This window comes from Vibrio profundi (genome assembly GCF_043642225.1).
Lineage (GTDB): Bacteria > Pseudomonadota > Gammaproteobacteria > Enterobacterales > Vibrionaceae > Vibrio > Vibrio profundi_A.
This window is the reverse complement of sequence record NZ_JBHZSF010000001.1, coordinates 103,314-129,538: the sequence shown is the minus strand read 5'-3', so window position 1 is coordinate 129,538 and position 26,225 is coordinate 103,314. Positions and strand designations below refer to the sequence as shown.

The 26,225-nt window shown below is 43.0% G+C and carries 26 protein-coding genes; 8 read left to right on the top strand and 18 right to left on the bottom strand.

Annotated elements, in window-relative coordinates; genetic code table 11:
• The first annotated feature begins 95 nt into the window (after nucleotides 1-95).
• Nucleotides 96-1,376: a peptidoglycan DD-metalloendopeptidase family protein gene (locus tag ACHUFI_RS00635; protein WP_394246154.1), complete on the top strand. Its 1,281-nt coding sequence runs from the start codon at nucleotides 96-98 to the stop codon at nucleotides 1,374-1,376.
• 46 nt (nucleotides 1,377-1,422) lie between these two features.
• Here the strand turns inward: ACHUFI_RS00635 and ACHUFI_RS00630 are convergent, their stop codons facing one another.
• Both ACHUFI_RS00630 and ACHUFI_RS00625 read right to left on the bottom strand, forming a co-directional pair.
• Nucleotides 1,423-3,258, bottom strand: a complete 1,836-nt coding sequence (locus ACHUFI_RS00630; protein WP_394246153.1) for a putative bifunctional diguanylate cyclase/phosphodiesterase — start codon at nucleotides 3,256-3,258, stop codon at nucleotides 1,423-1,425.
• Nucleotides 3,259-3,439: 181 nt separating this feature from the next.
• The gene (locus tag ACHUFI_RS00625) at nucleotides 3,440-4,336 is read right to left on the bottom strand and encodes a LysR family transcriptional regulator (RefSeq protein ID WP_394246151.1); all 897 of its coding nucleotides are present in this window, start codon (nucleotides 4,334-4,336) and stop codon (nucleotides 3,440-3,442) included.
• Nucleotides 4,337-4,414: 78 nt separating this feature from the next.
• Here ACHUFI_RS00625 and ACHUFI_RS00620 point away from each other — a divergent pair, with 78 nt between their 5' ends.
• From ACHUFI_RS00620 to ACHUFI_RS00610, 3 genes are all read left to right on the top strand, one after another.
• Complete coding sequence (locus tag ACHUFI_RS00620) at nucleotides 4,415-5,644, top strand: multidrug effflux MFS transporter (RefSeq protein WP_394246150.1); 1,230 nt, start codon at nucleotides 4,415-4,417, stop codon at nucleotides 5,642-5,644.
• Nucleotides 5,645-5,695: 51 nt separating this feature from the next.
• Nucleotides 5,696-6,046, top strand: coding sequence for a hypothetical protein (locus tag ACHUFI_RS00615; RefSeq protein ID WP_394246148.1), 351 nt, complete (start codon nucleotides 5,696-5,698; stop codon nucleotides 6,044-6,046).
• 158 nt (nucleotides 6,047-6,204) lie between these two features.
• A complete protein-coding gene (locus ACHUFI_RS00610; protein ID WP_394246147.1) occupies nucleotides 6,205-6,339 on the top strand; it encodes a hypothetical protein in 135 nt (44 codons plus the stop codon).
• A 104-nt stretch (nucleotides 6,340-6,443) separates the two neighbouring features.
• Here ACHUFI_RS00610 and ACHUFI_RS00605 read toward each other — a convergent pair whose 3' ends face one another.
• Both ACHUFI_RS00605 and ACHUFI_RS00600 read right to left on the bottom strand, forming a co-directional pair.
• Nucleotides 6,444-7,061: a glutaredoxin domain-containing protein gene (locus tag ACHUFI_RS00605; protein ID WP_394246145.1), complete on the bottom strand. Its 618-nt coding sequence runs from the start codon at nucleotides 7,059-7,061 to the stop codon at nucleotides 6,444-6,446.
• Nucleotides 7,062-7,115: 54 nt separating this feature from the next.
• Nucleotides 7,116-8,003, bottom strand: a complete 888-nt coding sequence (locus ACHUFI_RS00600; RefSeq protein ID WP_394246143.1) for a DMT family transporter — start codon at nucleotides 8,001-8,003, stop codon at nucleotides 7,116-7,118.
• A 201-nt stretch (nucleotides 8,004-8,204) separates the two neighbouring features.
• On the opposite strand from ACHUFI_RS00600, the gene ACHUFI_RS00595 reads away from it, so the two are divergent.
• Entirely contained in the window at nucleotides 8,205-9,203 is a 999-nt protein-coding gene (locus ACHUFI_RS00595) for a succinylglutamate desuccinylase/aspartoacylase family protein (RefSeq protein ID WP_394246142.1), read from the top strand.
• 98 nt (nucleotides 9,204-9,301) lie between these two features.
• On the opposite strand, the gene ACHUFI_RS00590 is transcribed toward ACHUFI_RS00595, so the two are convergent.
• The 7 genes from ACHUFI_RS00590 to ACHUFI_RS00560 form a co-directional block, all read right to left on the bottom strand.
• A complete protein-coding gene (locus tag ACHUFI_RS00590; protein WP_394246141.1) occupies nucleotides 9,302-10,228 on the bottom strand; it encodes a porin in 927 nt (308 codons plus the stop codon).
• Nucleotides 10,229-10,401: 173 nt separating this feature from the next.
• A complete protein-coding gene (locus ACHUFI_RS00585) occupies nucleotides 10,402-11,130 on the bottom strand; it encodes a DsbA family protein (RefSeq protein ID WP_394246140.1) in 729 nt (242 codons plus the stop codon).
• Nucleotides 11,131-11,164: 34 nt separating this feature from the next.
• Complete coding sequence (locus ACHUFI_RS00580) at nucleotides 11,165-11,902, bottom strand: DsbA family protein (RefSeq protein ID WP_394246139.1); 738 nt, start codon at nucleotides 11,900-11,902, stop codon at nucleotides 11,165-11,167.
• Between the two features lie 14 nt (nucleotides 11,903-11,916).
• Complete coding sequence (locus ACHUFI_RS00575; RefSeq protein ID WP_394246137.1) at nucleotides 11,917-12,462, bottom strand: protein disulfide oxidoreductase; 546 nt, start codon at nucleotides 12,460-12,462, stop codon at nucleotides 11,917-11,919.
• Nucleotides 12,455-14,548 (bottom strand): protein-disulfide reductase DsbD family protein, encoded by a 2,094-nt coding sequence (locus ACHUFI_RS00570; RefSeq protein WP_394246936.1) that lies wholly within the window; start codon nucleotides 14,546-14,548, stop codon nucleotides 12,455-12,457. The genes ACHUFI_RS00575 and ACHUFI_RS00570 overlap by 8 nt, the downstream gene beginning before the upstream one ends.
• A 98-nt stretch (nucleotides 14,549-14,646) precedes the next feature.
• Nucleotides 14,647-15,060 (bottom strand): hypothetical protein, encoded by a 414-nt coding sequence (locus tag ACHUFI_RS00565; RefSeq protein ID WP_394246136.1) that lies wholly within the window; start codon nucleotides 15,058-15,060, stop codon nucleotides 14,647-14,649.
• A gap of 119 nt (nucleotides 15,061-15,179) precedes the next feature.
• Entirely contained in the window at nucleotides 15,180-16,955 is a 1,776-nt protein-coding gene (locus ACHUFI_RS00560) for a putative bifunctional diguanylate cyclase/phosphodiesterase (RefSeq protein WP_394246134.1), read from the bottom strand.
• A gap of 582 nt (nucleotides 16,956-17,537) precedes the next feature.
• On the opposite strand from ACHUFI_RS00560, the gene ACHUFI_RS00555 reads away from it, so the two are divergent.
• Nucleotides 17,538-18,587 carry a porin gene (locus ACHUFI_RS00555; RefSeq protein ID WP_394246132.1) on the top strand — a complete coding sequence of 350 codons (1,050 nt, stop codon included), beginning with the start codon at nucleotides 17,538-17,540 and terminating at the stop codon, nucleotides 18,585-18,587.
• Between the two features lie 80 nt (nucleotides 18,588-18,667).
• Here the strand turns inward: ACHUFI_RS00555 and ohr are convergent, their stop codons facing one another.
• On the bottom strand, nucleotides 18,668-19,090 hold the full coding sequence (gene ohr / locus ACHUFI_RS00550; protein ID WP_394246130.1) for an organic hydroperoxide reductase Ohr: 423 nt from the start codon (nucleotides 19,088-19,090) through the stop codon (nucleotides 18,668-18,670).
• Between the two features lie 112 nt (nucleotides 19,091-19,202).
• Between ohr and ohrR the strand changes: the two genes are divergently transcribed.
• The gene (gene ohrR / locus ACHUFI_RS00545; RefSeq protein WP_394246129.1) at nucleotides 19,203-19,673 is read left to right on the top strand and encodes a transcriptional regulator OhrR; all 471 of its coding nucleotides are present in this window, start codon (nucleotides 19,203-19,205) and stop codon (nucleotides 19,671-19,673) included.
• Between the two features lie 114 nt (nucleotides 19,674-19,787).
• The gene (locus ACHUFI_RS00540; RefSeq protein ID WP_394246128.1) at nucleotides 19,788-20,402 is read left to right on the top strand and encodes a fumarylacetoacetate hydrolase family protein; all 615 of its coding nucleotides are present in this window, start codon (nucleotides 19,788-19,790) and stop codon (nucleotides 20,400-20,402) included.
• An 18-nt stretch (nucleotides 20,403-20,420) separates the two neighbouring features.
• Here the strand turns inward: ACHUFI_RS00540 and ACHUFI_RS00535 are convergent, their stop codons facing one another.
• The 6 genes from ACHUFI_RS00535 to ACHUFI_RS00510 form a co-directional block, all read right to left on the bottom strand.
• The gene (locus ACHUFI_RS00535; protein ID WP_394246127.1) at nucleotides 20,421-20,738 is read right to left on the bottom strand and encodes an AzlD domain-containing protein; all 318 of its coding nucleotides are present in this window, start codon (nucleotides 20,736-20,738) and stop codon (nucleotides 20,421-20,423) included.
• Nucleotides 20,735-21,442 (bottom strand): AzlC family ABC transporter permease, encoded by a 708-nt coding sequence (locus ACHUFI_RS00530; protein ID WP_394246125.1) that lies wholly within the window; start codon nucleotides 21,440-21,442, stop codon nucleotides 20,735-20,737. Before ACHUFI_RS00530 ends, ACHUFI_RS00535 begins: the two co-directional genes overlap by 4 nt.
• Nucleotides 21,443-21,594: 152 nt before the next feature.
• Nucleotides 21,595-22,527: an agmatinase gene (speB, locus tag ACHUFI_RS00525; RefSeq protein WP_394246123.1), complete on the bottom strand. Its 933-nt coding sequence runs from the start codon at nucleotides 22,525-22,527 to the stop codon at nucleotides 21,595-21,597.
• A complete protein-coding gene (gene speA, locus ACHUFI_RS00520; protein ID WP_394246121.1) occupies nucleotides 22,528-24,435 on the bottom strand; it encodes an arginine decarboxylase in 1,908 nt (635 codons plus the stop codon).
• Between the two features lie 201 nt (nucleotides 24,436-24,636).
• Complete coding sequence (locus ACHUFI_RS00515; RefSeq protein WP_394246119.1) at nucleotides 24,637-25,116, bottom strand: hypothetical protein; 480 nt, start codon at nucleotides 25,114-25,116, stop codon at nucleotides 24,637-24,639.
• Nucleotides 25,100-25,870, bottom strand: coding sequence for a winged helix-turn-helix domain-containing protein (locus tag ACHUFI_RS00510; protein ID WP_394246118.1), 771 nt, complete (start codon nucleotides 25,868-25,870; stop codon nucleotides 25,100-25,102). Before ACHUFI_RS00510 ends, ACHUFI_RS00515 begins: the two co-directional genes overlap by 17 nt.
• Nucleotides 25,871-26,225: the final 355 nt, after the last annotated feature.

Sequence of the window (26,225 nt, the reverse complement as noted above, 5' to 3'; positions counted from 1 at the left end):
ATACTGATAAACGTCATATTATGACACTGCGATGATGATTTATGCGTTAGAAAAGCATATCCTTTGTTTTTTTGTAGTAGAAAGACCTGTTTATTGTGTATTCAAAATTTTTACCTTCTCCTATAGCTGAGCTTTCACCATTAAAAAAGGTGATGGCTTTTAGTCTTCCTCTTGTGGCTATCGTTGGTATTTCTATTAGCTCTTCAGACTCGAGTTTACAAAAAACGATAGAACTTAATTTACCTGAATCAACAGTCATTGATTCGATTCTGGCGTCAACTATCACGCCTATTAATCCGCCGACATTTGAATATGAAATCCGTTCGGGCGACAACCTCAGCAGTATTTTTACGCAGCTCGGGTTCTCGTATCAATCGATGATGAACGTGATGGAAACCGACTTAAACTACCTCGCGTTAGACACCTTAAAACCTGGAAACCAACTGCGTTTTTGGCGTGATGAAGTGACGGGTGATTTATTAAAGATGGAGCTGATGTTTAACGCTGCGGATAAAGTGGTTTATAAGCGTCTAGATGATGGCAGTTATGCTTACGAAGATATCTCGATTCCGGGTGACTGGAAGCAGTTAGCGCTAGTTGGAACGATTCAAGGAAGTTTTTCTACATCAGCCAATAAGCTGGGCTTAAGCAGTGTAGAGATAGACCATGTAGTGTCGTTGCTTAAAGATAAACTTAACTTTAGCCGCGATTTACGTGCTGGAGATAAGTTTGAAGTGTTACAAAAGAAACAATTTGTCGATGGTGTTCCAACGGGTAAACGCGAAATTGAAGCGATTAAGATATTTAACCGAAATCGTGAGCTAACGGCCTATTTGCATACCGATGGACAATATTATGATGCCAATGGTGACAGCCTGCAGCGAGCATTTCAGCGTTACCCTGTGAGCCGTAATTGGCGTTTGAGTTCTCACTTTAACCCCAAGCGTTTACACCCAGTAACTGGTAGAGTTGCGCCTCATAATGGTACCGACTTCGCTACGCCTATTGGTACTGCTGTCATGTCTACGGGAGATGGGCAAGTTGTTATGACTCGCAAACACCCGTATGCGGGAAATTATGTCGTGATCCAACATGGTAGTACTTATAAAACTCGGTACTTGCATCTGAGTAAGATATTGGTTCGCAAAGGGCAAAAAGTGACTCGTGGCCAGAAGATCGGTTTATCTGGCAAGACAGGTCGGGTTACTGGCCCTCACTTGCATTACGAATTGATCGAACGAGGACGCCCAGTGGATGCAATGAAAGCGAACATCCCGATGGCAAACTCTGTCCCTAAAAAGGAAAAGGCCTCATTCCTCGCTTTACGAGATGAAGCCGATAAGTTGTTGAAAGCCAAAGAACTAGAGCAGAGCTGATTCTTCCTTTCCAATTTTAAAAATCGCAAGCCATGGCTTGCGATTTTTATGCCCGCCGTTCTTGAATATTACGCACGATGCTATTAATGATGATTTCTGGTTTCTCCGGTCTCGAATAATAGTAACCTTGGATTTGGGAGCACCCCATGGCATGCAGTTTTTCCAACTCCTCTTGATGCTCGACCCCTTCGGCTACTAGTTTTACTTTTAATTGTTGTGCCAGTTTTATGATCAGCCAAACGACACTCTCAGACGTATCATTGCTTAGCAAGTTACGTATAAAAGTGGCGTCGATTTTGATGCAGTCAATGGGGTAACTATGAATGTAATTCAGGCTAGAATAACCGGTGCCAAAATCGTCGAGTGCCACGGTAAATCCCATATTCCTAAGCGAGCAAAGGACTTCACGGACTTCTTGAGCTTGAGTTAGGAGCACGGTTTCGGTTAGCTCAATAACAAATTCGTGAGCTTTGAAGCCATGCTTCTTTATGGTCTTGGTCAAATGCCTCAGGTAACGGGCCGAGTCATTCAGTTCGTGGGCGGAGCAATTCAGGCCAAATTTTACTTTGTAACCCAAGCCCTCTTCAAGCTGCTGTTTTGCGATACACGCAAGCTCAATAATTCGCTCTCCGAGTTCGACAATCAAGCCAGATTGTTCCGCCGCATGGATAAACTCGACAGGTGATACGAACCCGTGTTCAGGGCTATTCCAACGAGTGAGAACCTCAAAGTAATCCCATTGTGATTGTCCATTAGACACAATAGGTTGAACTACCACATAGACTTCATTGTTGCCCGTGATCGGGCTGCTCAACTCGGTGCGGATGGCGTCGATAAGTTGATTTTTACGGTGATACTGTGCGCTCAAGTGGGTGTCGTAACATTGAATCTGAATATCACGGTTTTTCTTACAATCTTTGAGCGCTAAGCTGGTATTTAAGATCAGGTTATCAACATTTTTAGCATTTTCTTGGGCTCTGGCAATACCAATGCTGACTTTAAAATTGATGTGTCGATTGATCTCGTTATAACCCAGCTCGACTTTACGTAAGATCTGATGGCAGATGGCGATGGGATCGTCAGAATAGGTGATAAAAGCAAATTCATCGCCTGCAATACGAAACGCTAACTCCGGTTCTGGAATTGTTGTGAGTATGCTGTCTGCGGTGAATTTGATGATTTTATCACCGATGTAGTTTCCGTTTATGTCATTGATACTTTTGAAATTATCGATATCGAGAAACGCTAAAGTAAATGGTTTATCTGACTGTTGAGTAATTGATTCTAATGTATCTGATAACGAGCTGCGGTTGAGCAAGCCAGTTAAACTGTCATGAGACACTTCGTAACTGAGTTGATTGACCAGTTGATCTGAACGTTCGCTAAACCAAAGTTCCTTTAAGGCATGAATAGTGAGATCAGCGAACATTTGGTGGAAATATGCCATTCTTTGTTGCTCAGCTTCGCTAAGCTGATCTGAAAAGGTCGAGAACAATACCCCCATGACTTCGCCATCCTGGGCGCGAATTGGAATTGCGACATAATTGGATGCTGTGACTTTATTGGTAAAAGCTTCTTTGGGAATAGGGCTAAAGAGGTCGCCAGTATAAGCGCAATATTGGCAACTCTCGCCACGATCTGCATTACAGAGCATGTTTTTAGGTAGTGCAGATAGGTTTTGATTCAGTTTGTTGTTCTGGGCAAAGGCGATAGGGGATATGTGTTTTTGAAAGCGCTTTTTTTCAACAATACTTGTACAGAAAGTATTGAAAGTTTTATGTAACGTAAGTACCGCTGACTCAAGCATATCTCGACCATCTAGTCGTATGATGTGACTGATGGTATCTAAATCAATAGTATTATTAGCCGAACATTTTTTCATAGGGTTCGATCCATTTTAAGCCTAAGAGAATGCACTGTTTATTATGTAATATGCACCTTATTTACTATTGTTGATGATGGCGTGATTTTCAATCTAAATAACGATAAATTTTTTAAGTTCCTAATTCTAGGATACTAATAGATTCAAAGGTTGAAGCCTTGTGTCACCCTTTCGGCTGATATTACATTTGTTCTTGTTGAGCCTTCTCTTTTAGGCGAGTTTTTAGGTAGTCTAAAAACAGTTTGGTTCTAGTATGTTGATAGTCCAGTTTGGGGTAATACGCGTATACCATGGCTTCATCCGCTGTGATTTCAGGTAATAATGGAACTAATGTTCCTAATTTAAGCTCGTCTTTAATCATCGCTTGCACTGTCAGTAGTACGCCCATTCCTCGTTTTGCTGCGTGAAATAGCGCTTCTGGATTTGTCGTTGAGAAGTTTCCAGTCAGTGTTAAGCGCTTGCCGTTCGTCAACGTAACATCCCGAATTAGCCTCTCTCCCCATATCAGTACATTGTGCGATTGAAGGTCTTCTTCCCGCTCTGGCGCTTGGTGTTTTTCCAAGTACTCAGGGGACGCGTAGAAGCCGGCTTTATGCTCAAACAAGGGGGTCTTTTTAAAACTGAGTGAATTAAGTTGCTCTAATTCTCGACTCAGTACTAGGTCTAAGCTTAACGCGGGTAATTGGCCTGGTGTCGTCGTGATCAATTGGATCTTGATATCTGGATATTGTTCAAGGAAATCATCAAGGTACTGAACAAGAAATTTAGAGCCAACAGCGATGGTTGCGCCAATCTTAAGTAGCCCCGCAGGCGTTTGGTTCACCGAGCGAGTTTCATCAATCACCGATTGCCAGCTATCAAGTTGATCTTTTGCCCGTTCGTAAAAAAGTGCCCCAGCTTCTGTTTGACTAATTGAGCGGGTAGTGCGTTTGAGTAGCTGAGTGCCAATGCGATCTTCTAGCCAGTGAATTCGTTTACTGATCGCCGAGCTGGTGGTATTGAGTTTACGAGCAGCGCCGTTAAAGCTCCCTTCATCGACGACTTTCACGTAGGTTCTAACGTTGAGTATCCAATCCATTATTATTTCCTATTAGGACGCAATCTAATTCCATTTTACACGATTATCAGTTGTGAGGTTTGAATGTAAGATGATCACATGAATAAAAATCAAACAAAAAACACAACCTTTCAGGCTGACGCTTTTAAAAAAGCCCCTCTATTGCTCGCAATGATGATCATCGCAACGGGGCAAGTTGGTGTGAGCATTTACTTACCATCACTCCCGCTTATTAGTGGGGAGTTAGGTATCACTCAAAACGACGTCCAACTTTTGGTCACATTGTTTCTCGTTGGTTTTGGACTCTCTCAACTTGTGTATGGGCCAATGTCTGATGCTATTGGTCGCAGGCCTGTCTTCTTGATAGGGCAAGGTATATACCTGGTCGGTACCATTGTATGTATTGCTTTCTCTGATTCGGCTAATGCTTTGGAGATTGGTCGTCTTCTACAAGGCTTAGGCGCTGGAAGCGCTTCTGTATTGGGACGAAGTGTTCTAAGAGACAGTTATGACGGTTTTCACTTAACCAAAGCGTTGTCTTATATTGCTGTCACCGCGTCGGTAATGCCGATTATTGCTCCAGTCTTTGGCGGGTGGATTGCGTTTCACCTGGGGTGGCAAGCTGTCTTTGGTTTCGTTTTAGCTTACTTACTTGCTATTTTTGCTCTGGGGTTCTTCATTCTTCCTGAAACCCTACCGTATAAAAAGTCCAAGTTTCAGCTTGGAAGTGTGATTCGTAATTACGGTACTTTGATTACCAATAAACAAGTGATCAGTAGTGCAAGCTATAACTGGGTGAGTTACTTAGCGGCATTGGTGTCGCTGTCTGTTTTCCCTTTTTTAATGCAAGAAAAGCTAGGTTTAACTGCTGCAGAATATGGATCTTTGATGATCATCCCTTCGGCCGGTCTAATGATCGGAAGCCTTGCCTTGAATGTTTTGAACCGCCGGTTCAGTACGCCTCAGGTAATGACGATGGCTATCCTATTAATGCTGCTGTCGGGAATATGGTTGATGGTTACCCCACTCAGTATATTTAACTTACTTTGGGCTTTTACTTGGCTGACGGTTGGGCAAGGGATGTCTTTCCCACTGTCAATAAGTATGTTGTTAGAGCCACATAAGAAACAAGCTGGCGCGGTTTCTGCGTTGTCTGGCTCTGTGCAGATGTGCGGTGCTGGCTTGTTAGGTGGATATTTAGTGCAATATTGGGTCTCTGGCCAAGTGAGCTTAGGTGTTTTCTATGTTGTGGTAGGCACTGTGATGGGAGTGGTACTGTATTTAACAACTCGAAAAGTGGAATCTCGCATTACATCTCAAGCGTTGTAATTGGAAGAAGGGTTACCTACAATGCGGACGTTAATTTTATAGGTAGATATCATGCAGCATAGTGAATTTGAAACGCTCGTTAAAACGATTTGTGAGCAAGAAAACCTTCCCCAAGCTCTAGAGTTATTGAAGAAGTACGAAGACACTGAAGTATCTGAGTCAGCTGAATCACTAACGGGTCAGTTTGCATTAGCAGAAGTTGAAGGCGAAAAGCGTATTTATCACGTAACGCTTCAAGAGAATGAGCAAGGTGAAGAGCAAGAGTTCATTGAGCACGTAATGAATGAAGGCGATGATCTGATTAAGTTTGCAGCGTGGTTTTTTGAGTCCATGTTTGAAGTTAAGCAAAAAGAAACGTATCAGGCTGCTGGAAAAACATATAAGCAACCAAAACGCAGTTAGCTTTAACTGAATAATAAAAGTCAGCCTTTAAGGCTGACTTTTTATTATTACCATCTGTAATTTAATTACAGATATGTGTGATCTATATCTTGTTTTTATCCTAATTAGGCGTATCATACTCTCATAAAGAAAATTTATTACATCAAGTGGAGTAGGTCATGAGTTACGAATTAGGCAATGCATACGTTGGTCAAATTGTTGCGAAAAACATGATGCACGAAGCACTATATGGCAAAGCTAAGCCAAAAAAAGTCTCGTTCATGAAAAGAATGATGAAGAAGTTGGCGAAGTAAAACGCAACATATTAAGAATATAAAACAAAGCCCTAAGATTGCTCTTTAGGGCTTTGTTACTTTTGGATGGAACCAAAATTTAAGAATTGAGTGAGTGTTGGGCGCTAACCAGCGTTTTGATTAGACAAGTCCACGACATTATCTGGTATCGAATCAAGGCCATGCTCTTTCATCCATGATGAAAGGTTATCTGATCCTCCGATATACTTACCATCAAGCCAAATCTGAGGTACGGTGACAGGTGTCTTTTGACCTATGATTGCTTTTACTTCTGGAATCATTCGATAAAGAGCCGCGCTGTCTTTAACCACATCATAGTAGTCGTATTGAATGCCGGCTTCATCTAGCATATTTTTCGCTTTAACACAGAATGGGCAGGTGGCCTTTCCATATACAATGTTGCCTTTCAAAGTATCTCGCTCAGCCCACTCTTTGATAACAGACTGAACAAGTACACCTCGGTTTAGCGCTTCCCCTTGGCTTACGACTTTGCCTTCGACAACAAGTATAGGTGCGTGCCACGCTCCCAATTTTAACGGTTCCCACCAATGAGATAACCAATCTTTTACTTCAAGTTCAATTGGAACGCCTGCTAGTTCATTATCGAAAGTGTCTTGAAGGATATCTTTGGTTAATGTGCATTCACCGCAAGGAATATTGACCTTGAATGGCCCCCAGCTTCCACCCCAACGATATAAAGTAAGTTTGATCGGTTTTGTCATTTGTTGTGCCTCAATTCTGTTCTCTTAAAATACAAGAACGGGTCGTGGGGAAAATTATTTCACCTTTGTGGATTTTTTTGTTTCCCATTGAGTGATAAACGCAACAGAAGCGATGATGATTGCTGCCCCTAACCAAAGCCTACCCGGCGGCACCCAGCTAAATACGACCCAACCAGCAAGTACATTCAAAGGTAACTTCGCATGGTCGAAAGGTTGCACAAAAGAAGCATCGGCGACCGAGTACGCTTTAACGATGGCCCACTGAGCCAGTGCCGTCATACACCCAGCGCCAATTAATACAAGCCAAATGGTTGAACCGCTTGGCGTCTGCCAGTCAGGGACTGCAAGCAGTATATTGAAAGGAGTGATCAGTAGAAGCAAATAAACAACCATGGTTGAAGGCCCATCAGATGAAGACAAGCGTTTTACCATTAATGAATAGCAGGCCCAAAAGAACGCGGCACCGACGGGAAGAAGAGTTGCCCAGCTGAAATCGTCAGCCCAAGGTTCAAGAATGATCATCGCCCCTATAAATCCAGCAAGCGTTGCTCCCCAGCGTGCAACTCCTACTTTTTCTTTTAGAAAAATACCAGAGCCAATCGTCGCAAATAGTGGCGAGGTCATTAGTAAAGCGATGCCTTGCCAGATAGGAACTGGGTAAGCGAGCGCCCATAACCAAAGCTGAATACCAATGACTGAAAGGAATACACGCAGCACATGTTGCTTTAAGTTGTTTGTTCGAAGTGATTGGCGAATACCTAAGGTTCTTAGGTAGGGCAAGATGACCACCAAGGCGATAGCATATTGAATGAACGCGACAGTTGTCGAAGGTAAACCGAAATTGATACTGGCTACTTGAGCTAGGCTGTTCACAATAGCGAATGCCAACCCGGCGGTTAGCATCCAGCTAGCGCCTTGAATTGGGTGATGGGGCTGTGTCATAAAGTAATCATTCTAAATAATAAAAGTGGGTAAATAATACGTTTTATCATTAATCAATCCAATGGGGTTGGCTCGGTTAACTTGTTCAAATTCATAGAACAAAGCAGAATTGTGTCATGACATGCTGATAAATGAATCACTACTTGTTTGAATGAACAGATCCTCTATCATGCTAAAGCCTTTGAATCATGGAGAAGTAAGATGGCGACCGAATATTTAGAAGACGTGCTGCAAGGTCGTCGAGTAATCCATTCTTTAGATGTGGAAGACTTACCTTTAGGCGAGCACCAGTTTTGGTTTCAGGTTGCGAGCGATGGGCTAGGGCAGCCAAAGAATATGCCGGTAACGGTGTTTAAAGGTAGCCAAGGTGGCCCTAAGTTGATGATCACCGCTGGGATCCATGGCGATGAACTCAACGGTGTGTTAGCTGCTCAGCAAATTGTACGCGACTTAGTTGGACAATCGCTTTACGGAACCGTGACGATTGTTCCGACGGTAAACTTACCGGGGCTACTCAACCATAGTCGTGATTTTGTTTCTTCCGACCCTGGCTCTTGCCCTGCCAACTTAAATCGTTTTTTCCCTGGTAACCCTGAAGGCACCGCAGCGGAGCGGTTTGTTGCCTCGTTGTGGCAACGCCTACTGAAACCTAATGCGACATTCGCCATTGATTTGCACACTCAAACTCGTGGGGCGGTCTATCCCCTTTATGTTTTCTCTGATTTTCGCATTCCGCAGTGTATTGAACTTGCACGTCTATTTGAGCCGGACTGCGTGCTTAACGATCCTGGTGATCCTGGGATATTAGAGACGGTCTGGAACCGTAGTGGGATCCCGAGTGTGACTGTTGAAGTCGGTATGGGGAAGTTTACCCAAATTGATATGATTCAACGGGCCGTGGATGGTGTATTTAGAATCTTGACCTTTTATGGCATGTTGCAAGGTGAACAACGTTTACCTGAAATAAACTGGGTAGAAGGGAATAAAGTGGTTTCAGTCAGGGCCGAAATTGGTGGTTTTATATTGCCGCAGGTAGAGTTGCTACAAAGTGTTAGTGAAGGTGAGCTTCTAGCCATTCAATATGACGCCTTTGGTGACGAAAATAAACGCTATTTTGCGCCTTGTGACGGAAGAGTATTGAGTTACAACGTGGATGCACTTAGAGAGCCGGGAGCCTTAGTTACTCGCCTGATCAGCTAGTCTGAACTCTGTTTTTCGATACGGGGACAAATAAAAAGGGCCGAGTGAAGACTCGGCCAAAAGGATTATTTCCTTGGAGTTATGAACGCTGTTAGGAGTTAGAAATCGTAGCGAATACCAGCTTGTAGTTGGTCGTCTTTATCGTCTAACTGCTCAAATTTGTAACCTGCGTAAGTACGGATGTGGCCATTAAACTTATACACAGCTTCAATCGCGAAGTTGTTGGCAATTTCCGTGTTCGTGTCGTCGTTTTCTTGGAAGTTGTAAACACCCACTAGAGTCAGCTGTTTATTTGCTTTAAATTTCGCTGATAGCTCGTAACCAGTGATATCTTCATCGGAAGCACTAGCCATAGTGTATAAACCACCAACAGTGAACGCGTCTTTAGAGAATTGAGCGACTAGGTTGATTTGGTCATCATCGAAGTCGCCGTTGTCTTGAGATACGTAACCCGCACCCAGATCTAAGCCCATATCTAGCGAGTACATCGCAGCCACACCAAAGCTATTTGCATCGACTTTATCTGCTGCAATGTAGTTGACTTTAACGGTTAAAGCATCGAATTGACCTGAGTATAGAAAGTTATTTTCGCGCTTGTCTTTGTTACCGTCTACGATGTCTGCTGCGTCGGCACCGAATGTTGCCATCGTATCTGTCACGTCAGTAAGCATGACTTGTGCAGAGTCTTGTTTACCGTAAGAAAACTCCCCCATGCCTGTGCCGATACCTGCAAAGAAGTAACGGTTAGTAATGTCATTTTTATCGTTAAATTCTGCTTCGTATTTACCGAAACCGTATAGCCCTTCAGCGACTTGAGTTTTACCTTTAAGGTTGACACGAGCACGCGATTTGTCTTTAAAGCTGCTTTCTGTATCAGACTCATTGTTATCTGAAATATTAAAGCGCGCTTCTGCACGGCCTCCCACTTTTAGAGAAGTACCATCGTTATCGTAAACCGTTGCTGCTAGAGAAGGAGTGGATGCCAATGCTGCCAAAACTGCCGTCGTGATTGCTGCTTTTTTCATTTTACTTACCTTATATGAAACTAATGAGCTTCGTGCTCGATATGTTTGATGCAGGTAAGATAGGCTTTGTAAATGAAGGTAAGATTTCTGATTGATTACGCTTACGTTTTGTTTTTATTGCAGATTTATGAAATGAAGAATAAAGGGAAGCGAGTTGCTTCCCTTTATAGCGGTTATTTTGAAAATTCGGCTTCGATCACTTCCTTTAGTTTTTCGTATGGCACGTAACCTGGAATGACTTGGTCACCAATTAGCATGCCCGGCGTGCCACCTAAGCCAAGTGCGGTAAACGTTTGATAGTTACGTGCAATGATCATTTGTTGCTCGTCTGAGGTTTTTAACAGATCAATCGTGTCCGTTTTTTTCGCGACAGCCTCTAATGATTGCTTAGTGTGTCGACCATTTTTAGCCACTAACAGGTCATGGACTTGAATGAACGCTTCTGGCTGCTCCCTCCAAACATTCAATGCGTAGAGAGCGGAATTAGTATCAATGCCCGCTACTAGCTGTTGCTGTAATGGAACATAGATATTGACGACCTTCAGGTCATTGTTTTCTTCGGCAAGTTGAGCAAGAACGACTTCCATTTTCTTGCAGAAAGGGCAGTTGTAATCCGTGAAGTTAATAATAACGGATTTCCCATTAGGATTACCCGTTATGGAATGTTCAGGGGTGTTATAAAGCCAGTCGTGGCTTTGTTCTTTTACGTTCTTAAATTGAGCTTGGCTTGCCACATATTGTTCAAGGCTTTCGTGTAAGCTTTCAATGACCGATGGATTGCTTCGCAGCAGTTCATTGATCTCGATTAGCTGTTTTTCTTGAGATTCAGTAAGCGTTTCTGCTGATGCCCATGTTGATACGAAGGTCGCGGCGATTAAGGTGCTGATGAGTAATTTCTTCATGTCATTTCTTTCCTGATTTCTGGGTAAGGCAAGATTAACTCGCCGCTTCAATTTCTTTTGAAAGCCTTGTTTTTAGACGTTCATAGGGTAAGTAACCGGGGATGACAGTGTTGTTAATCATCATTGCTGGTGTCCCTCTGAGCCCTAGGTTATGAAACGTTTGATAGTTTTTATCCACGACATTTCTTGCCTGTTGGCTGGCTTTTAATTGCTCGACAGTACCCGTTTTTTTGGCTATCGCAGTAAGAGATTGCTGTGAGTGCCGGGTATTTTTTGCAAACAAATAATGGTTCACTTGCTTAAACTTATCGGGTGCTTCATTCCACACTGTCATGGCATAGGTCGTGGCATTCGTTTCCATGTTCGGTAAGTTGACCTTCTGCTTAAGAGGAAGCAATACGGAAACCACTTTTAGCTGAGGGAAGTCCTTGACCAGTTCGGTCAGCACCGGGTCGAGCTTTTTACAATATGGGCAGTCGTAATCGGTAAAGTTAAGGACGATTGCAGACCCTTCTGGATTACCAATAAACGGTAAATCTGGATTATTGTATAGCCAGTCGTGGCTTTGCTTCTGTACTTTATCGAACTCGTCTGCCTTAGCGATGTAGTTACTTAGGCTGACATAGAGCGGGTCGATAACCTCTGGATTTTTTTCTAGTAATTCGGTGACTTGTTCAATTTTCTGCTGCTGTTGCGCATCGAGGTCAGTTGCGTGAACCAGCGATGATGATAGAGCTGCGCTAATCGCAGCCCATAGTATTAATTTATTCATAGTTAGCCTTGCTACTAAACGAATAGAGTTCTGAACCACAATCCCCAAGGAGTTGTGACTCCGGTTGAGATGTGCTGAATTTCGCCGTCTTTAATGATGACGATGGTCGGCGTGACACTGATTTCCCAGTCTCGGCTTATTCGGCTTGTGACGTCATTTAATACGGGAAAGTCGTATTCTTTTGCTGATAGAAATCGCCTTACGCGGTCATCATTACCTGATGACAGCGCGACACTGACTACCTGATGGTTCTTGGCAAAATGATTAATTGTCGGGCTCACAAATTTGCAAGCGGTACACCAAGTTGCCCAAAAATAGATAATCACAGGCTTGCCTGATTTGCTCATCTCTATGGCATCGACCATCTCGCCTTGCACGGTCATCCCTGCGATGGGAGGAGCCGTTCCACTAGGCATGCTTGAGCTATAGTAGAAATCCATCGCGTATGAGATCACAGCTATGATCAGGATCATTCCCGCAAGTTCTTTACCCCACTTTTTGAACCTTGAAGGTGGTTTGACCGTTGATTGTTCAATGTTTTGTGGGTTTTGTTTATCCATTCGAATCTCCAGCGACTCTCATCGCCTCCATAACGGTTTCACTGTCTAAAATGACAGGTAAAGGAATGCCTTGTGGGTATGCTGGGCCGTAAACAATGTTGAATGGTACGCCGTAACGACCATTACTTTGTAGGTATTCAGTTACCTTTGAATTGGGTGTGGTCCAATTGCCTTCCATCAGGACAACGCCTTCTTCTTGCAAGCGGCTATACACTGGATCTTGAAGTATCACGCCGATTTTGTTGGCTTTACAAGTAATACACCAATCGGCAGTGACGTTCACAAATACGGTTTTCCCTTCTTCTACAAGGCCGGAAATTTGAGTCGCTTCTAATGGCTGCCAGTTAAGATCATCGACAATCGGCGTTGCCCAGTTTTCGGCCGTTAGGCTTCCAGCAATGAGTCCACCACCGAATGCAAGTGTCGAGGCTGCAAATACAGGAATAAGAACTTTTTTACCAAACTTGAAGCCGACCCAAATCAATACCGCTATTAAGATCCCAGATGTCACAACAATCGTTGCAAGCGTACCAAGGAAAGGCGTGAGTAAGCTGCTCAACCATAAGCTGGTGGCAAGCATCATCAATCCAAAGATCAGCTTCACGGTGAACATCCACTTTCCTGGCTTCGGTAAGAAGCGAACCAGACTAGGGAACAGTGCAAACATTAACCATGGAGCACTCATACCGATACCTAGTGCTATGAAAATCGCCCATAGTTCTTGGTAACTTGCACCAAATGCATAGGCAACGGCAGTTCCTAAAAAAGGCGCGCTACACGGCGTGGCAAGTAAAGTCGCAAACATGCCTTGGATAAAGTGACCGGAGTGAGAGTCATTTCCTTTCGTTGCCATCCAAGTATTCATACCTGAAGGTAAACGAAACTCAAATAATCCGAGTAAGTTGGTGGCAAACACTAAAGTTACCACCACCATTAAGATGATGAACCAAGCATTTTGGAATTGAATTCCCCAGCCGATGGCATTGCCGCCCATTTTCAGAATGGAAATCCCTGCTGCAAGAATCGCAAACGAAGTGATGATCCCAAGGGCTGAAGCGATGAAAGAACCGCGAACTTGCTTTTTCGAAGCGTCTTGATTGGCCACCATGCTGTTGAGTTTCATGCCTAAAACCGGCAGGACGCATGGCATGATATTGAGAATTAAGCCACCTAATAGAGCAAATCCAAACATGGCCAAAAAGCCAGTGTTGCTAGAATTGTAGATGATGACTTCTGAGCCTACTTTCCCCGTTAATTCAGTGGCGAAGGTATCATCTGAAATCGTGATTGTGATGTTGCGGTCCGTTAAGTCGGTTTCTCCAAGCCAGTTACTCACATCAAAAACAGCAGTTAGTGTATTGCCTTCAATGTATGTTTTAGGTTGAGCGAAGAACTCATCAATCACTTCTTCACCATCAATCAAAATTTGTGGTTTCGACCAAGGTTTTTGGTTAGTAAATTGAGTCACCAATTGCTGCTTTTGAACATTCCAAGAAAGCGCCTCAACAGACACTTGCATAGATTCAATTGGTGTACGACTCATCCCTTGGTTGAAGACGAACATAGCGTCTTCATCAAGCTGTAAACTCGAAGGGTCTATAGGCAAATTGACCTGATAATCGGTAATCACACATATATTGGTACAAGACGGCAGCCTAAGCACAGCGTCAAAAACAGCAGGCTGGGTAATATCGTCTAATGTGATGGTAATCGGGAAGCTGACTTTAGACTTATAACCTAGAGTCATCACCCCTAACTGCTCGTAATAGCTAGGGATTGGCCAGTGCCACTCTACCGATTCAATATTACTTGAGTTAGACCAATCCCATTCAGGCGCGACCCCACCTTCGCCTGGGCTGCGCCAGTAGGTTTTCCAGTCATCATCTAGTTCTATATCTAAAACGGCTTCAATGGTTTTGTTGTCTGGGTTCTGCTCGCCCGTAGACATCATTCTTAATTTTACTGGTGGGTGCTCTGGCACACTAATCCAGCCGGTACTTTGAGCTAATGAGATAGCCGAGAAGGCAAGCAAGCTGAATGCGAGTAAAAGTTTTGCAAGAGTACGAAAGCCTGCCTGCGTAGGCATAGCTAGCCTAGATAGCAAAATGCTAGGCGCAAAGATGGTTTTTAACACAAAAATTTCTCCAAAAATAAATAGTGAGGGTGCAGTGAAAACCCGTCTATTTACTCTCGGAATATACAGTAAGTAACGTGGAGCCGCTGTTTCGGAATCGGGAACTGGTGACGTTCAAATCGTTTACGACTGATCGCCTGAGGTATGAGGCTATAGGTAACAATCGATAGAACGACAAACGCGGCTAACCAGTCGAGTTTGGGGGAAGCAAATGTTAGTAGCTGTTTACTCAATGAGCAGGCTTCTTTTCCAGGCAGGGGCTTAACGGCATCACTAACCGTGAATACTTGTTGGTACAAGTTTTGGATTTGCTGTTCTTGAGCAGCCGGAAGTGCTGAAAGGTTTGATGAAGCAAAAGAAGAACTTGATGCAAGTGTACTTGCTAGACAGGTAAGGACAACCAATCCAGTAAGCATTATTGACCAAAAGGCATGTTTACGTTGCTGAGCGTTTGAGTAGCGCAAGTTCTTTCATTCTAGGTGTTAGAGGGTTCTAGGGTAGAGAAGTTGGCCTGTGCCTACAAGCTATCTAATGTCATCGAATTGTCAGAATTCTTTTCCGACCACTCGATGATACGCGCGATTTAGGGAAGGCTACGTATCAATAACTCATCAAAGTCGGCGACCGATAGTGGTTTAGAAAATAAGTAGCCTTGGAATTGATTACAAGATTCGGACTTTAATAGCTCAAACTGGTCGGTGTATTCAACCCCTTCGGCAATGACATTTTTTCCTAAGTTGTGACCAAGCTGAATGATGGTTCTGACAATCATGTGATCATCATGGTGATGGACACAGTCGTCGATAAATGATTTATCAATCTTTAGTACATCAATCGGCAATTTACGCAGGTAATTCAGCGAGGAATAAGCGACACCAAAATCATCTATGGCAATGGTTACGCCAAGCTTCCTCAGTTTATTGCAGCTAGAAATAATCTGTTCTGATTGCTGCATTAACGTCGTTTCTGTTATCTCTAGCTGTAATAAGTGTGGAGGTAATCCGGTTTGATTCAGGACTTGAGTCACCGTTGTATACATATCGTCGTGCTCAAACTGAACCGTTGATACGTTTACAGAGACACACACTTCATTACCTTGATCCAACCAATTTTTCGCTTGAGCTGCTGCGGTTTCAACTACCCAGCGGCCAATGGACACGATGAGCTTACTTTTTTCGGCGATGGATATAAATTCTGCTGGAGAAATAACGCCTAGGTCAGGGTGGTTCCAACGTATTAAGGCTTCGGCTCCACATATCTGGTAGCTGTCTATTTCCACTTTAGGCTGATACACCAATTTGAGTTGGTTCAATTTAAGCGCACTGGAAAGCTCTTGTTCGATTTGGTGCTGACGTATGGTTTCATTAAGCAGTTCATTGTCATACCAGCGAACGGAGTTCTTACCCAAACTCTTTGCTTTCTCAACGGCAATGTCAGCGTTTTTACATAAGATTTCAGTGCTTCCCATTGCTTCGCTAAGTAAGGCGATGCCTACACTGAAAGTCAGTTTATATGAGTATTGGCCGACACAATAAGTTTGATTACTCAAGAAGTGTAAAGACTCTTCAATAGCACTGAGTTCCCTGATTAAGTCTGATTGCTCAGAGACTAGCAGAATAAACTCATCTCCACTTAAGCGGTAAATCGATATTTCAGCATGATCAAGCTGCAGAAGTTTAGTAGCGAAGTGTTTAAGAAGAACATCCCCGTTTGAGTGTCCAATGCTTTCATTAACAAGTTTGAAGTTATCGAGGTCGATCTGAATCAGAGCAAAGGCGTCACATTCTTGATTTTGTATCTCTTCAAGGTCAAGGAAAAACGCTTTTCTATTCTTAGTGCCAGTTAAGAAGTCGGTTAGTGCATCTTTTCTGTAACGAGTCATTTGACGACGGAAGTTTTGTTGGTAGTACGTCATCACCGTTGCAAATACAGAAATGACGATAAGCTCAATTGCGTCCTCTATGAACTCTGAAAAGTCTTCTTCAGGCAGCTCGTATAAGTAGCTGAGGACTAGGAGCATCGCCGAAGCGATCGGCCACATTGAACCTGGGAATGCGATCAAATAAGTGAGTGGGATCAGAATAAAGACTTCTTCTATCGCATCCAGTTCCAATGGCTCGAAGTATCCGCCGATAAGAATAACCGAGATCGATAAACAGGCAGCAACAGCTTTTATGGTTTTATTGGCTTGAAAGAGTGCCGCACACATGGATAAAGGATAGAGAAGGTATATTCCGCGCAACGCCTGATGCTCAACAAGCAATGTTTGGGTGATAAGAGCAACGGCAACTAAATATCCAGCGAATAGGAAATGGCGAATGGTTGGTCGGTATTTGTTTTGGCTGGAGAAATGCGACATAGAATTCCCTTATACTTCGACCTGTTCACTATAATCTTGATGTTTGCCTGCTCAATAAAGCAGTTCAGTTTTTAAGACAAGGTTCATATTTTAAAAAGTTAGTAACAGTATATCGTATTATTACTTGGGTATTCAATGGATTTCTAATGTAAGTGAAGTTCCTTAAATAGAAAACCTTGTAGAATCATGCTGAAAATGTCGAAGTGGTAACCAGTTTCCAATTCGAGTTTTTCTTTGTTTTTTAACATTTCTTACCAATTAAATTGTAGCGTAACTGACCTGAATGAGAGTAAGTGATGTTCAAAAATAGCCGTTGTTGGAGGGTTTATCAGTAAATGTAACAAGGTTTGAACTAAATAAAAGCGAAGATTGATGTTTTAAGTTGTTGTTTTTATTTGTTTTATATTTCTATGGTTTGGGTTTTTGTTATTTTATATATTTTCATGCAACTTTTTCGATCCCCCTCGCTTAAAGTCCATCTCACATGTTAAGTGCAGGTAACATTTCCCTATGTGTTCAGCTTAAAAACTCCTGCCTTAACGAAACACCAAAAAGTTACATTAATGGACAATGGACGAAACAATGAATAAAAAACTATTAGCGCTAGCAATCTCTGCTGCTGCATTTGGTACTCAAGCTGTTGCTGTTGAGCTTTACAACAACGACGGTACAACTTTCTCTATCGGTGGTCACGTATCTGTAGCTGTTGGTGACGTGAACAGCGATGATCGTCAAAACGACGATGACATCGGTGTTGAGTCAGTTTCTCCACGTATCAACTTCAATGCAACTCAAGATCTAGGCAATGGTTTCACTGCTGACGCTAAAGGTGAGTGGGCGCTAAACATGCTAGACGGTGGTGATCAAGCGTTCACAACTCGTTTAGGCTACGTAGGTCTTACTCATGAAGAACTTGGCCGCGCAGTAGTGGGTACTCAGTGGGCACCTTACTACAGTGTTGCTGGCGTTGCAGATATGCCAATCGCATTCGCTAACGACTTCATTTACGATGATCACGGCAACCTAGGTACTGGTCGTGGTGAAGAGATGGTTAGCTACGGCAACACTCTAGAGCTAGGTGAAGCTGGTTCTCTAGGTCTTGGCGTTGCATGGCAAGGTCGCAAGAAGGATACTGTAGACGGAGTTGAAAATACTTACGGTAACCGTGCGCAAATCGCTCTTAACTACGCAATTGCAGATGTTACGGCAAACTACGCTTACAACACTGGTGATGTAAACTTCGGCGGTGCTGCTACTAAAACAGCTGACTCTCACGTACTAAGTGCAACTTACGGTTCTTACGGTAAAGAAGGCATCTACCTTGCTGGTGTTTACGCGATGAACGGCTACATGAATTCACATGACGGCGTTGCTCTAGAAGAAACAACAGCGGTTGAATTACTAGCATCTTACGCGCTATCTAACAGCCTAAACCTAAGCGTTAACTACGAATCAGTAGAAGACGACAAAGCAAGCGAGACGGTATACAGCACTTCTGCAATCCAAGCTGAATACAACTTCACTCCTAAGTTTGTTGGTTTTGCTGGTTATGAATTCGACCTACAAGGTTCTGGTTCATACAAGTCTGATTCAGACAACAAGTGGCTAATGGGTGCACGTTACTACCTATAATCGTTAGTTAGTAAATAGTCACATGCCAAATACGAAGCCACCCTTGAGGGTGGCTTTTTCTTATTCGGACGAAATAGAGTTTAAAGAGCGTAACCATTTACGCTGACCGCCACATCAATATTACCGCGCACTGCATTTGAGTATGGGCATACTTGGTGAGCGACTTTTACCAATTCGACGGCTTGCTCTTGCGCAAGGTCTAGAGAAACTTCAAGGCTCGCGGTTAAAGCGAAGCCACCTGTTTCATTTGGACCAATGCCAATAATGGCACTTACCGGAGCTTCTTTAACTGCAACTTTCACTTCGCGAGCAACGTGTAATATAGCGTTAGAGAAACATGCAGAGTATCCTGCAGCAAAGAGCTGTTCAGGATTAGTTGCTTTGCCCGTTCCCCCCATTTCTTTTGGATAGCTTAGTTCGATGTTAAGTAATCCGTCTTCAGTACTTACGTTTCCATTACGGCCGGCAGATGCTGTTGCTTTAGTTGAATATAAAGTAGTCATAGTAATCTCTTGTTAATTTAAGTTGTGTGCAATCTAATTGTTAGCAACTATAATTCGATCTTAAGGGTGATTGCAAGTATATTGTGCGCAATTTATTTTTTGTGGTGGAATTATGAGTACATGTCATTCGAAAGCAACGAACGATGTCGATTCAATGGAAGAAGAGCTGATCAAGTTAGAAAATCAGGTGTGCTTCCCGCTATATAGTGCGGCCAATGCTGTGATCAGAGCTTACCGACCATTACTCGATGCATTAGACCTGACTTATTCTCAGTACTTAGTAATGATGGTTTTGTGGCAACAGAATGGTATCAACGTTAAAGAGTTAGGCGCTAAGCTAAACCTTGACTCTGGAACATTGACCCCCTTGCTAAAAAGGCTTGAAAACAAAGGTATTGTTGTGAGAAAGCGGGGTGAACATGACGAAAGAGTTAGAGAGTTATTTTTGACCGACCAAGGGCAAAGTTTGAAATTAGCGGCTTTGGAAGTACCCCAAAAGCTACGATGTAAGTTTGATTTAGAACTAGACGAGCTTATGGAGTTAAAACGCTTATGTGAAAAAGTAATGAAAACGTTGGATTAAGGGCAAAGATTGAGTTCAAGATCTGATTTTTGAGTACTTACTTGTTAATCGGAAAGACCGACATTTTAGGATCGGTTAAACTCTGCTCTCACTTTATAAGGTCAAGGAAAGCCGATGAACTCAGTAGTGATGGATACGAAAACATTTGTCCCGACAAAGGTGCTGTGTGTTGGTCGAAATTATCTCGATCATATTCAAGAGTTAAACAACGCCGTCCCTGAACAAATGGTAGTGTTCAATAAACCGAGCACCAGCGTTACTTCTTCGCTGTCGTCTTTTCATCAAGAGCCGTTGCACTATGAAGCTGAGATCTGCTTTTTGGTGGAAAATGGTAGTTATACCGGAGTTGGCCTTGGACTTGATCTGACGAAACGTTCACTCCAATCTTACCTAAAAGGTAAGGGGCTGCCTTGGGAAAGAGCCAAAAGCTTTGACAACTCCGCTGTCTTCAGCCGCTTTGTTCCACTGAACGGTCTAAATACGGCAGACCTCCACTTAGAACTGTTCATCAATTGCGTTCGGGTTCAGAAAGGGCATGTTGAACAAATGATTTACTCTCCAAAAGTGATCCTCGAAGAGCTTAATTCATATACCACGTTACTCGACGGGGACATAGTGATGACTGGTACACCACAAGGTGTCGGGGAAGTGCACAGAGGGGATGTATTCTTAGGTCGTTTGAAGTGTGGTGAAAAGACACTGATTGAAATTGAGTGGTTAGCTCACTAAGAAGTGAGCTTATCTTACTTACTGAAACCACTCTAAATTTAGGTACAAAAACACTGCCATACTAATAACGGTAGTCAGTAACACATTTTTTGTTTTCCATGCCAATAAAGCCGCAAGTATGGCAGCCCAAAGATAGGCATTATCGGTGGCTAATAGCAGCTCATTCTCTGGCAGAAATACAATCGGCCCCCAAATCGCCGTTAATACGGCCGGGCTAGAGTAGGCCAGCAACTTCTGCGTTCTTACCCCTAGTTTTATTGGAAGCTTAGGCTCTAAAAATAGATAGCGGCTCAAGAACACAACGGCTGTCATCGCCAGTATATATCCAAAAATCATGTGTTCTCTCCTCGTAAACTTTCCGTTAGATAGCCAATCAACATTGCTCCGATACTGGCAAAAATAAGGCTCCCTTCTAAGTTGAAATGCTCCAATGTTACCGATAAAACGAGGGCAGATAGAACGGTACATAAAATGGGGAAGTTTTTGATTGTTGGAATGACTATCGCAATAAAGGTCGCGGCAATCGCAAACTCTAGTCCCCATTGATTCAAGCCTGGAATCGTACTCCCTGCAACGATGCCAACCAAAGTTGCGGCATTCCAGAACAAATAAAAACTAAGTCCCGCCCCTAAGGCATACCAAGGCTGAAACTTCTCTTTTGATTGATTGCCACAAATAGCAAAGAGTTCATCTGTGAGCAGAAAGCCGAGTGTGAGCCTCCAACGAAAAGGGAGTGGACTGATCTTATCACGCATTGAAATGCTGTATAGAAAATGACGAGACGTGATAAAGAATGTGGTGACTAGCATTGTCGTCAGCCCTGCTCCAGCCTTAAACATGCCCATTGCGACAAGTTGAGCTGCTCCTGCAAACAAAATGGCGGAAAGCGCTTGGCCTTCTAATGGGTGTAAGCCCACATCGATGGCGAAAGAACCGGCAAGTAGCCCCCACGGTAAAACAGCGATGCTCAGAGGAAGCATGGCGAGCGTGCCTTTGAGGAATAAACGAGAACGAGAAATTGGTTTGGATTCGTTAGTCATTGTGTCCTTACTGATTTAAAGTGATGAATGTCGTTTCAACATAATGAAAGCATCGAGACTAGGATTGTACAAACTTGCGGTTTACAGCGAAAGCGGATAAAACACTAAAGAGGGCCGAAGCCCTCTTAGAACTAGATTTACGATGTAATGCACTACTCGTTGGAGCTAAGCTGTGTCGAAGCCCAAACGTAGAGTAACTCAAGGGCGATGGTTGCGCCTGATAACGCCGTGACATCACTATGATCGTATGGAGGGGATACTTCGACAACATCCATTCCCACAATATTGATACCAGCTAACCCCCGCAGAATTTTTAGTGCTTTATCTGAGGTGAGTCCACCACAAACCGGCGTTCCTGTGCCTGGGGCATAGGCTGGATCCAGGCAATCGATATCGAAAGTAACATAAACCGGCTTATCACCAACAATATCTTTGATTTGGGCAACAATCTCTTGCGCTGATAAATCATTGGCTTGCATGGCATCGATAACATTAAAGTCGTGATCGTGGCGTTCATACTCGGTTCTTATGCCAATTTGCACAGAGTGTTTTGGCGAAATCAGCCCTTCATTCGGAGCGTGATAAAACATCGTCCCATGATCATATGCACTGCCGTTGGCATAAGTATCAGTGTGTGCGTCGAAGTGGATCAGCGCCATCTCCCCATGATGCTTTGCATAGGCTCGTAAAATAGGAAGGGTGATGAAATGATCTCCTCCTAAGCCGAGCATAGTCTTCCCGCTTTTTAATATTTCTGATGTGGCGGCTTCTAGGCGGTAGGTGAAATCCTCTGCATCCCCACAGTCAAATACCAAGTCTCCAGCATCGATTACTTTATTCTTTTCAAATACGTTGAAGCCCCACGGGTATTTTTTCCCTTCCCACGCTAGGTTGACGGATGCGCGTCGTATCGCGTCGGGGCCCATTCTCGCACCTGGGCGGCCGGAGGTGGCCATGTCTAATGGCACACCTAATACAACAATATCAGCATCCGCAGTTACAGGGTTTTTTACGTACGGACGGCGTAGAAACGTCATCGAATTTGAATAAAGCGAATAATCGGTTTTATCAAACAAATCATTCATTTAAAAATCCTCTAAATAGGTATAACCACTCAAGCCTTGTTCTAGCTCCAGTAGGACACTTTGTTGCTCGTTCAAAGCGACGCGTTGACTCACCAACTCGCGATAATTAGTACGAATACGGTCGACGTCAATATGGACGTATCGCATCATGTCTTCGACGGTATCGCCTTCATTGATCGACTCAATAACCGGGTTTCCGGATGCATCGATATTGACGACCGCGCTATGTGTATCTCCAAACAAGTTGTGCATGTCACCTAAAATCTCTTGATATGCGCCCACGAGGAAAAATCCCATGAGGTACGGTTTGTCTTTGTCGAATGCTGGAACTGGCAACGTTTTTTCAATGCCTTGGCCTTCGACATATTGCTCGATTGCACCGTCTGAATCACAGGTTATGTCCAGCATTACCGCTCGGCGATCTTCTACTTGCTCCAATCCAGAAAGAGGAAGAACCGGGAAAACTTGGTCTATCCCCCATGCATCTGGTAATGATTGGAACAGTGAGAAATTGACAAAAAACTTATCCGCCAAGCGCTCACTGAGTTCGTCCAAAATCGGACGATGGAAGCGATTCTTATTACTCATTTGGCGGTTTAACTCAAAGTAAATTCTCAATGAAAGCTGCTCAGCCCATGCACGTTGCTGTAGATTCAAAACGCCTACCGAAAATTGCGAATGGACTTCAGCCAGATCGCTCTGAGTATCGTTGTAAATTTCAATTAGAGCTCGAGCATCGGTACCATCTTGTAGGTATTCCCAGTTACGCCACATGTTCTGTAACAATGTGGGTGCGTCATGCAGTGGTGCTTTCACATCCTCGGGAGTGTAGCCTTCATTACCTATTACGTTGGTAATCAGCACTGCGTGATGCGCAGTTATGGAACGACCCGATTCAGAAATGATGACCGGCATTGGTTGCTCATACTGCTGGCACACATCCCCAACAGTCGTAACAATGTTGCGTGCGTACTCCATTAACCCATAATTCATCGAGTTTGATGATTGGCTTCGTGTCCCGTCATAATCAACCGCTAGCCCGCCACCAATATCAAAGAACTCAATGTTTGCGCCCATTTCTCTAAGCTCACAGTAAAAACGAGCGGATTCATTGACGCCATTACGAACATCGCGAATATTAGCCATTTGAGAACCAAGGTGAAAATGCACTAATTGCATCGCATCCAATTGCTCTTCACGCTTTAGACGTTCAATGACCGTCAAAACTTGAGATGCTGATAAACCGAACTTAGATTTTTCGCCACCACTCGCTTGCCATTTACCAGCCCCTTGCGATGCAAGGCGTATACGAATACCTAATCTAGGTTTCACAGCAAGGTTCTTTGCTTCTTGGAGGACAAGATCAAGTTCAGAGAGTTTCTCTAAAACAATGAAGACCTTATGCCCCAGTTTTTCTCCAATCAGCGCTAAGCGAATGTATTCACGGTCTTTGTACCCGTTGCAAACGATGACAGAGCTTGCTTTTTGAGCCAGTGCTAACACGGCCAGCAGTTCTGGTTTGCTACCCGCTTCTAAACCAAGCTGTTTGGTTTCGAGTTGAGCTTGGCTTGCTAAAATTTCATCGACGACTTCTTTTTGTTGATTGACTTTAATTGGGTAAACCAACAAGTATTTATTTTGGTATTGGTACTCTTCTATGGCTTGGTTAAAAGCTTGGCAAACGTTGTGCACTCTTTGGTGTAAGATCTGAGGAAATCGAACTAATACGGGTAAGTTCAAGTCCTTAGCTTCAAGTTGGCTGACGATATTGCTCAGCGGCACTTGATGTGCTTTTTCATTGGTCGGTGATACGTATACTTCACCATTATCGTCGATGCCGTAGAAGCCTTGGCTCCAGTAGTGGACGTTGTAGTCTGCGCGAACGCGGTCGAGTTTTGTTTGTTCCATAGCCAATCTCGCAAGAAACATAGAAGAGAAAGGTGATTCGGCAATTCGAATTCACACCTGACTTTGCACGCTCTGTGGTTTGTAGCAGTAATCAAAAGTCAGGCGCATTAACGGCTAAAATGATGATGGTGTCTAACGAAAGGATTTTGTTGTGATGACAATCATTTTTTATGAGGCTACTAAGTTATTGGTACATAACCGTTAGTTTATTTTGTGGTGATCTCTGTTCTTCTCGATCAGTAGCAAGGCGATGTCTCTAAAGTAGAATAGGTAAAGTTTTTTCCCTGTATCATTCGGGATTTCAACGGGATACATGTTTAGCCTTATTTCATCAGGTAAGTCTAAAATGAGTGAGTTCTGTACGGTTCCTGAAAACTGACGTGTGACGCTTTTCTTAATTAACTCAGAGTTAAAGGGACGCCATTCAAACAAGGATTGTACGGCGAGCACTCCACTTTTAGAGGCAATAATGTCATGGCTGGCGAGGAAATGATCGCCAAAAATGATCTCTCCTTTACGATCATAGCTTTCTAATTGATGGTCTTGGGCTATGTAGGTCGCTCTTACATTGGCATGAAATAGAATGTTGTTGTCGAGGCTTTGAAATCCAAGCCAATATCCTGAAAGTAGCATTAAGATGGATAAAATAAGAAAGACAAGGTGATTAAGGCTGATTTTCATTGAATATCCTTAAGCTTTCTTCGAGCCCTTTGATGAGTGAAAGATTTTTTTCAAAATTAATACTCATCTGCTTGTCCGGTGAATAAAGGATATATGTTAATTTGAAATTATTTTTTAGTATGTAGATGTTAAAAGTGTAATCATAGATGGCTGGTGGAATAAACGTTGAAATGTTATTTAGTGATGTCGGTTCAATATCTTGATCTAGAAATATACTGATATTGTTAGTTCCGTTGAAAAGCCCGTTGTAGGGAAGGAACTTCACTTCGTCGATGTTATCTAAATAGTCTTTTCCTGGATTCTTGATTGCTCCAAAGATAAAAGAAACGATAAACAACCCAATGAGAACTACTATATGTGAAGTGTTAAGGATCAGAAATTTTCCTTGTTTTGTACTGTTAGTATCCCCTTTGTTTTCATTATTAATAGAGACATGTTCTCCACTCAGCATATAACCCTTCTTAGCAATTGTCTTTAGAACCTTTTGAGCTCTTCCGTCGTCCCCAAGGGCATACCTGATGTTAAATATCGATTGAGTTAACCTAGCTTCAGTGACTATTTTTCCTTCCCACGCTTGTTCAAATAATGTCTCGCGAGACACTGGAATATCAAGGTTTTCCAACAAAATCTCGAGTATCTTGTAATCGGCTGAACCCAATTTATGTCGAGTTTCGCCATCTAGAATTGATTGGCTTGTAGGGCTTAATAAACGTCCATTTAGGAGCCAAACAGGCGAGAGAGATGTGCTTTTCATAGGCTCGCTTTTTTTTCAACACTAGGAAATGGCAGTGCGTTAATAAGAGGAGAGGTGTTGTGAATTATGCATTTGTTGTTTCTTAGTATCTACTGAACAAGTGTGATGAGCGTTCATAGTTTTATATGTTATTTGAAACCATTGTAGTTTAACAACTTCTTATATAAATAAGCTGGGGTTTATAGGTGTTTAATTATCGATATTAATTATATTAGGAGGCGCATGACCATCATTTAGGTTTTTTGATGTTTTTATTTCTAAGTTTGATTTTTAAATAATGTTTAAATTTCACCTGCGATTTTAAGATTTGTCGTTCTTATCGAATACACTTTACTCACAAATTAACGTGTTTTAG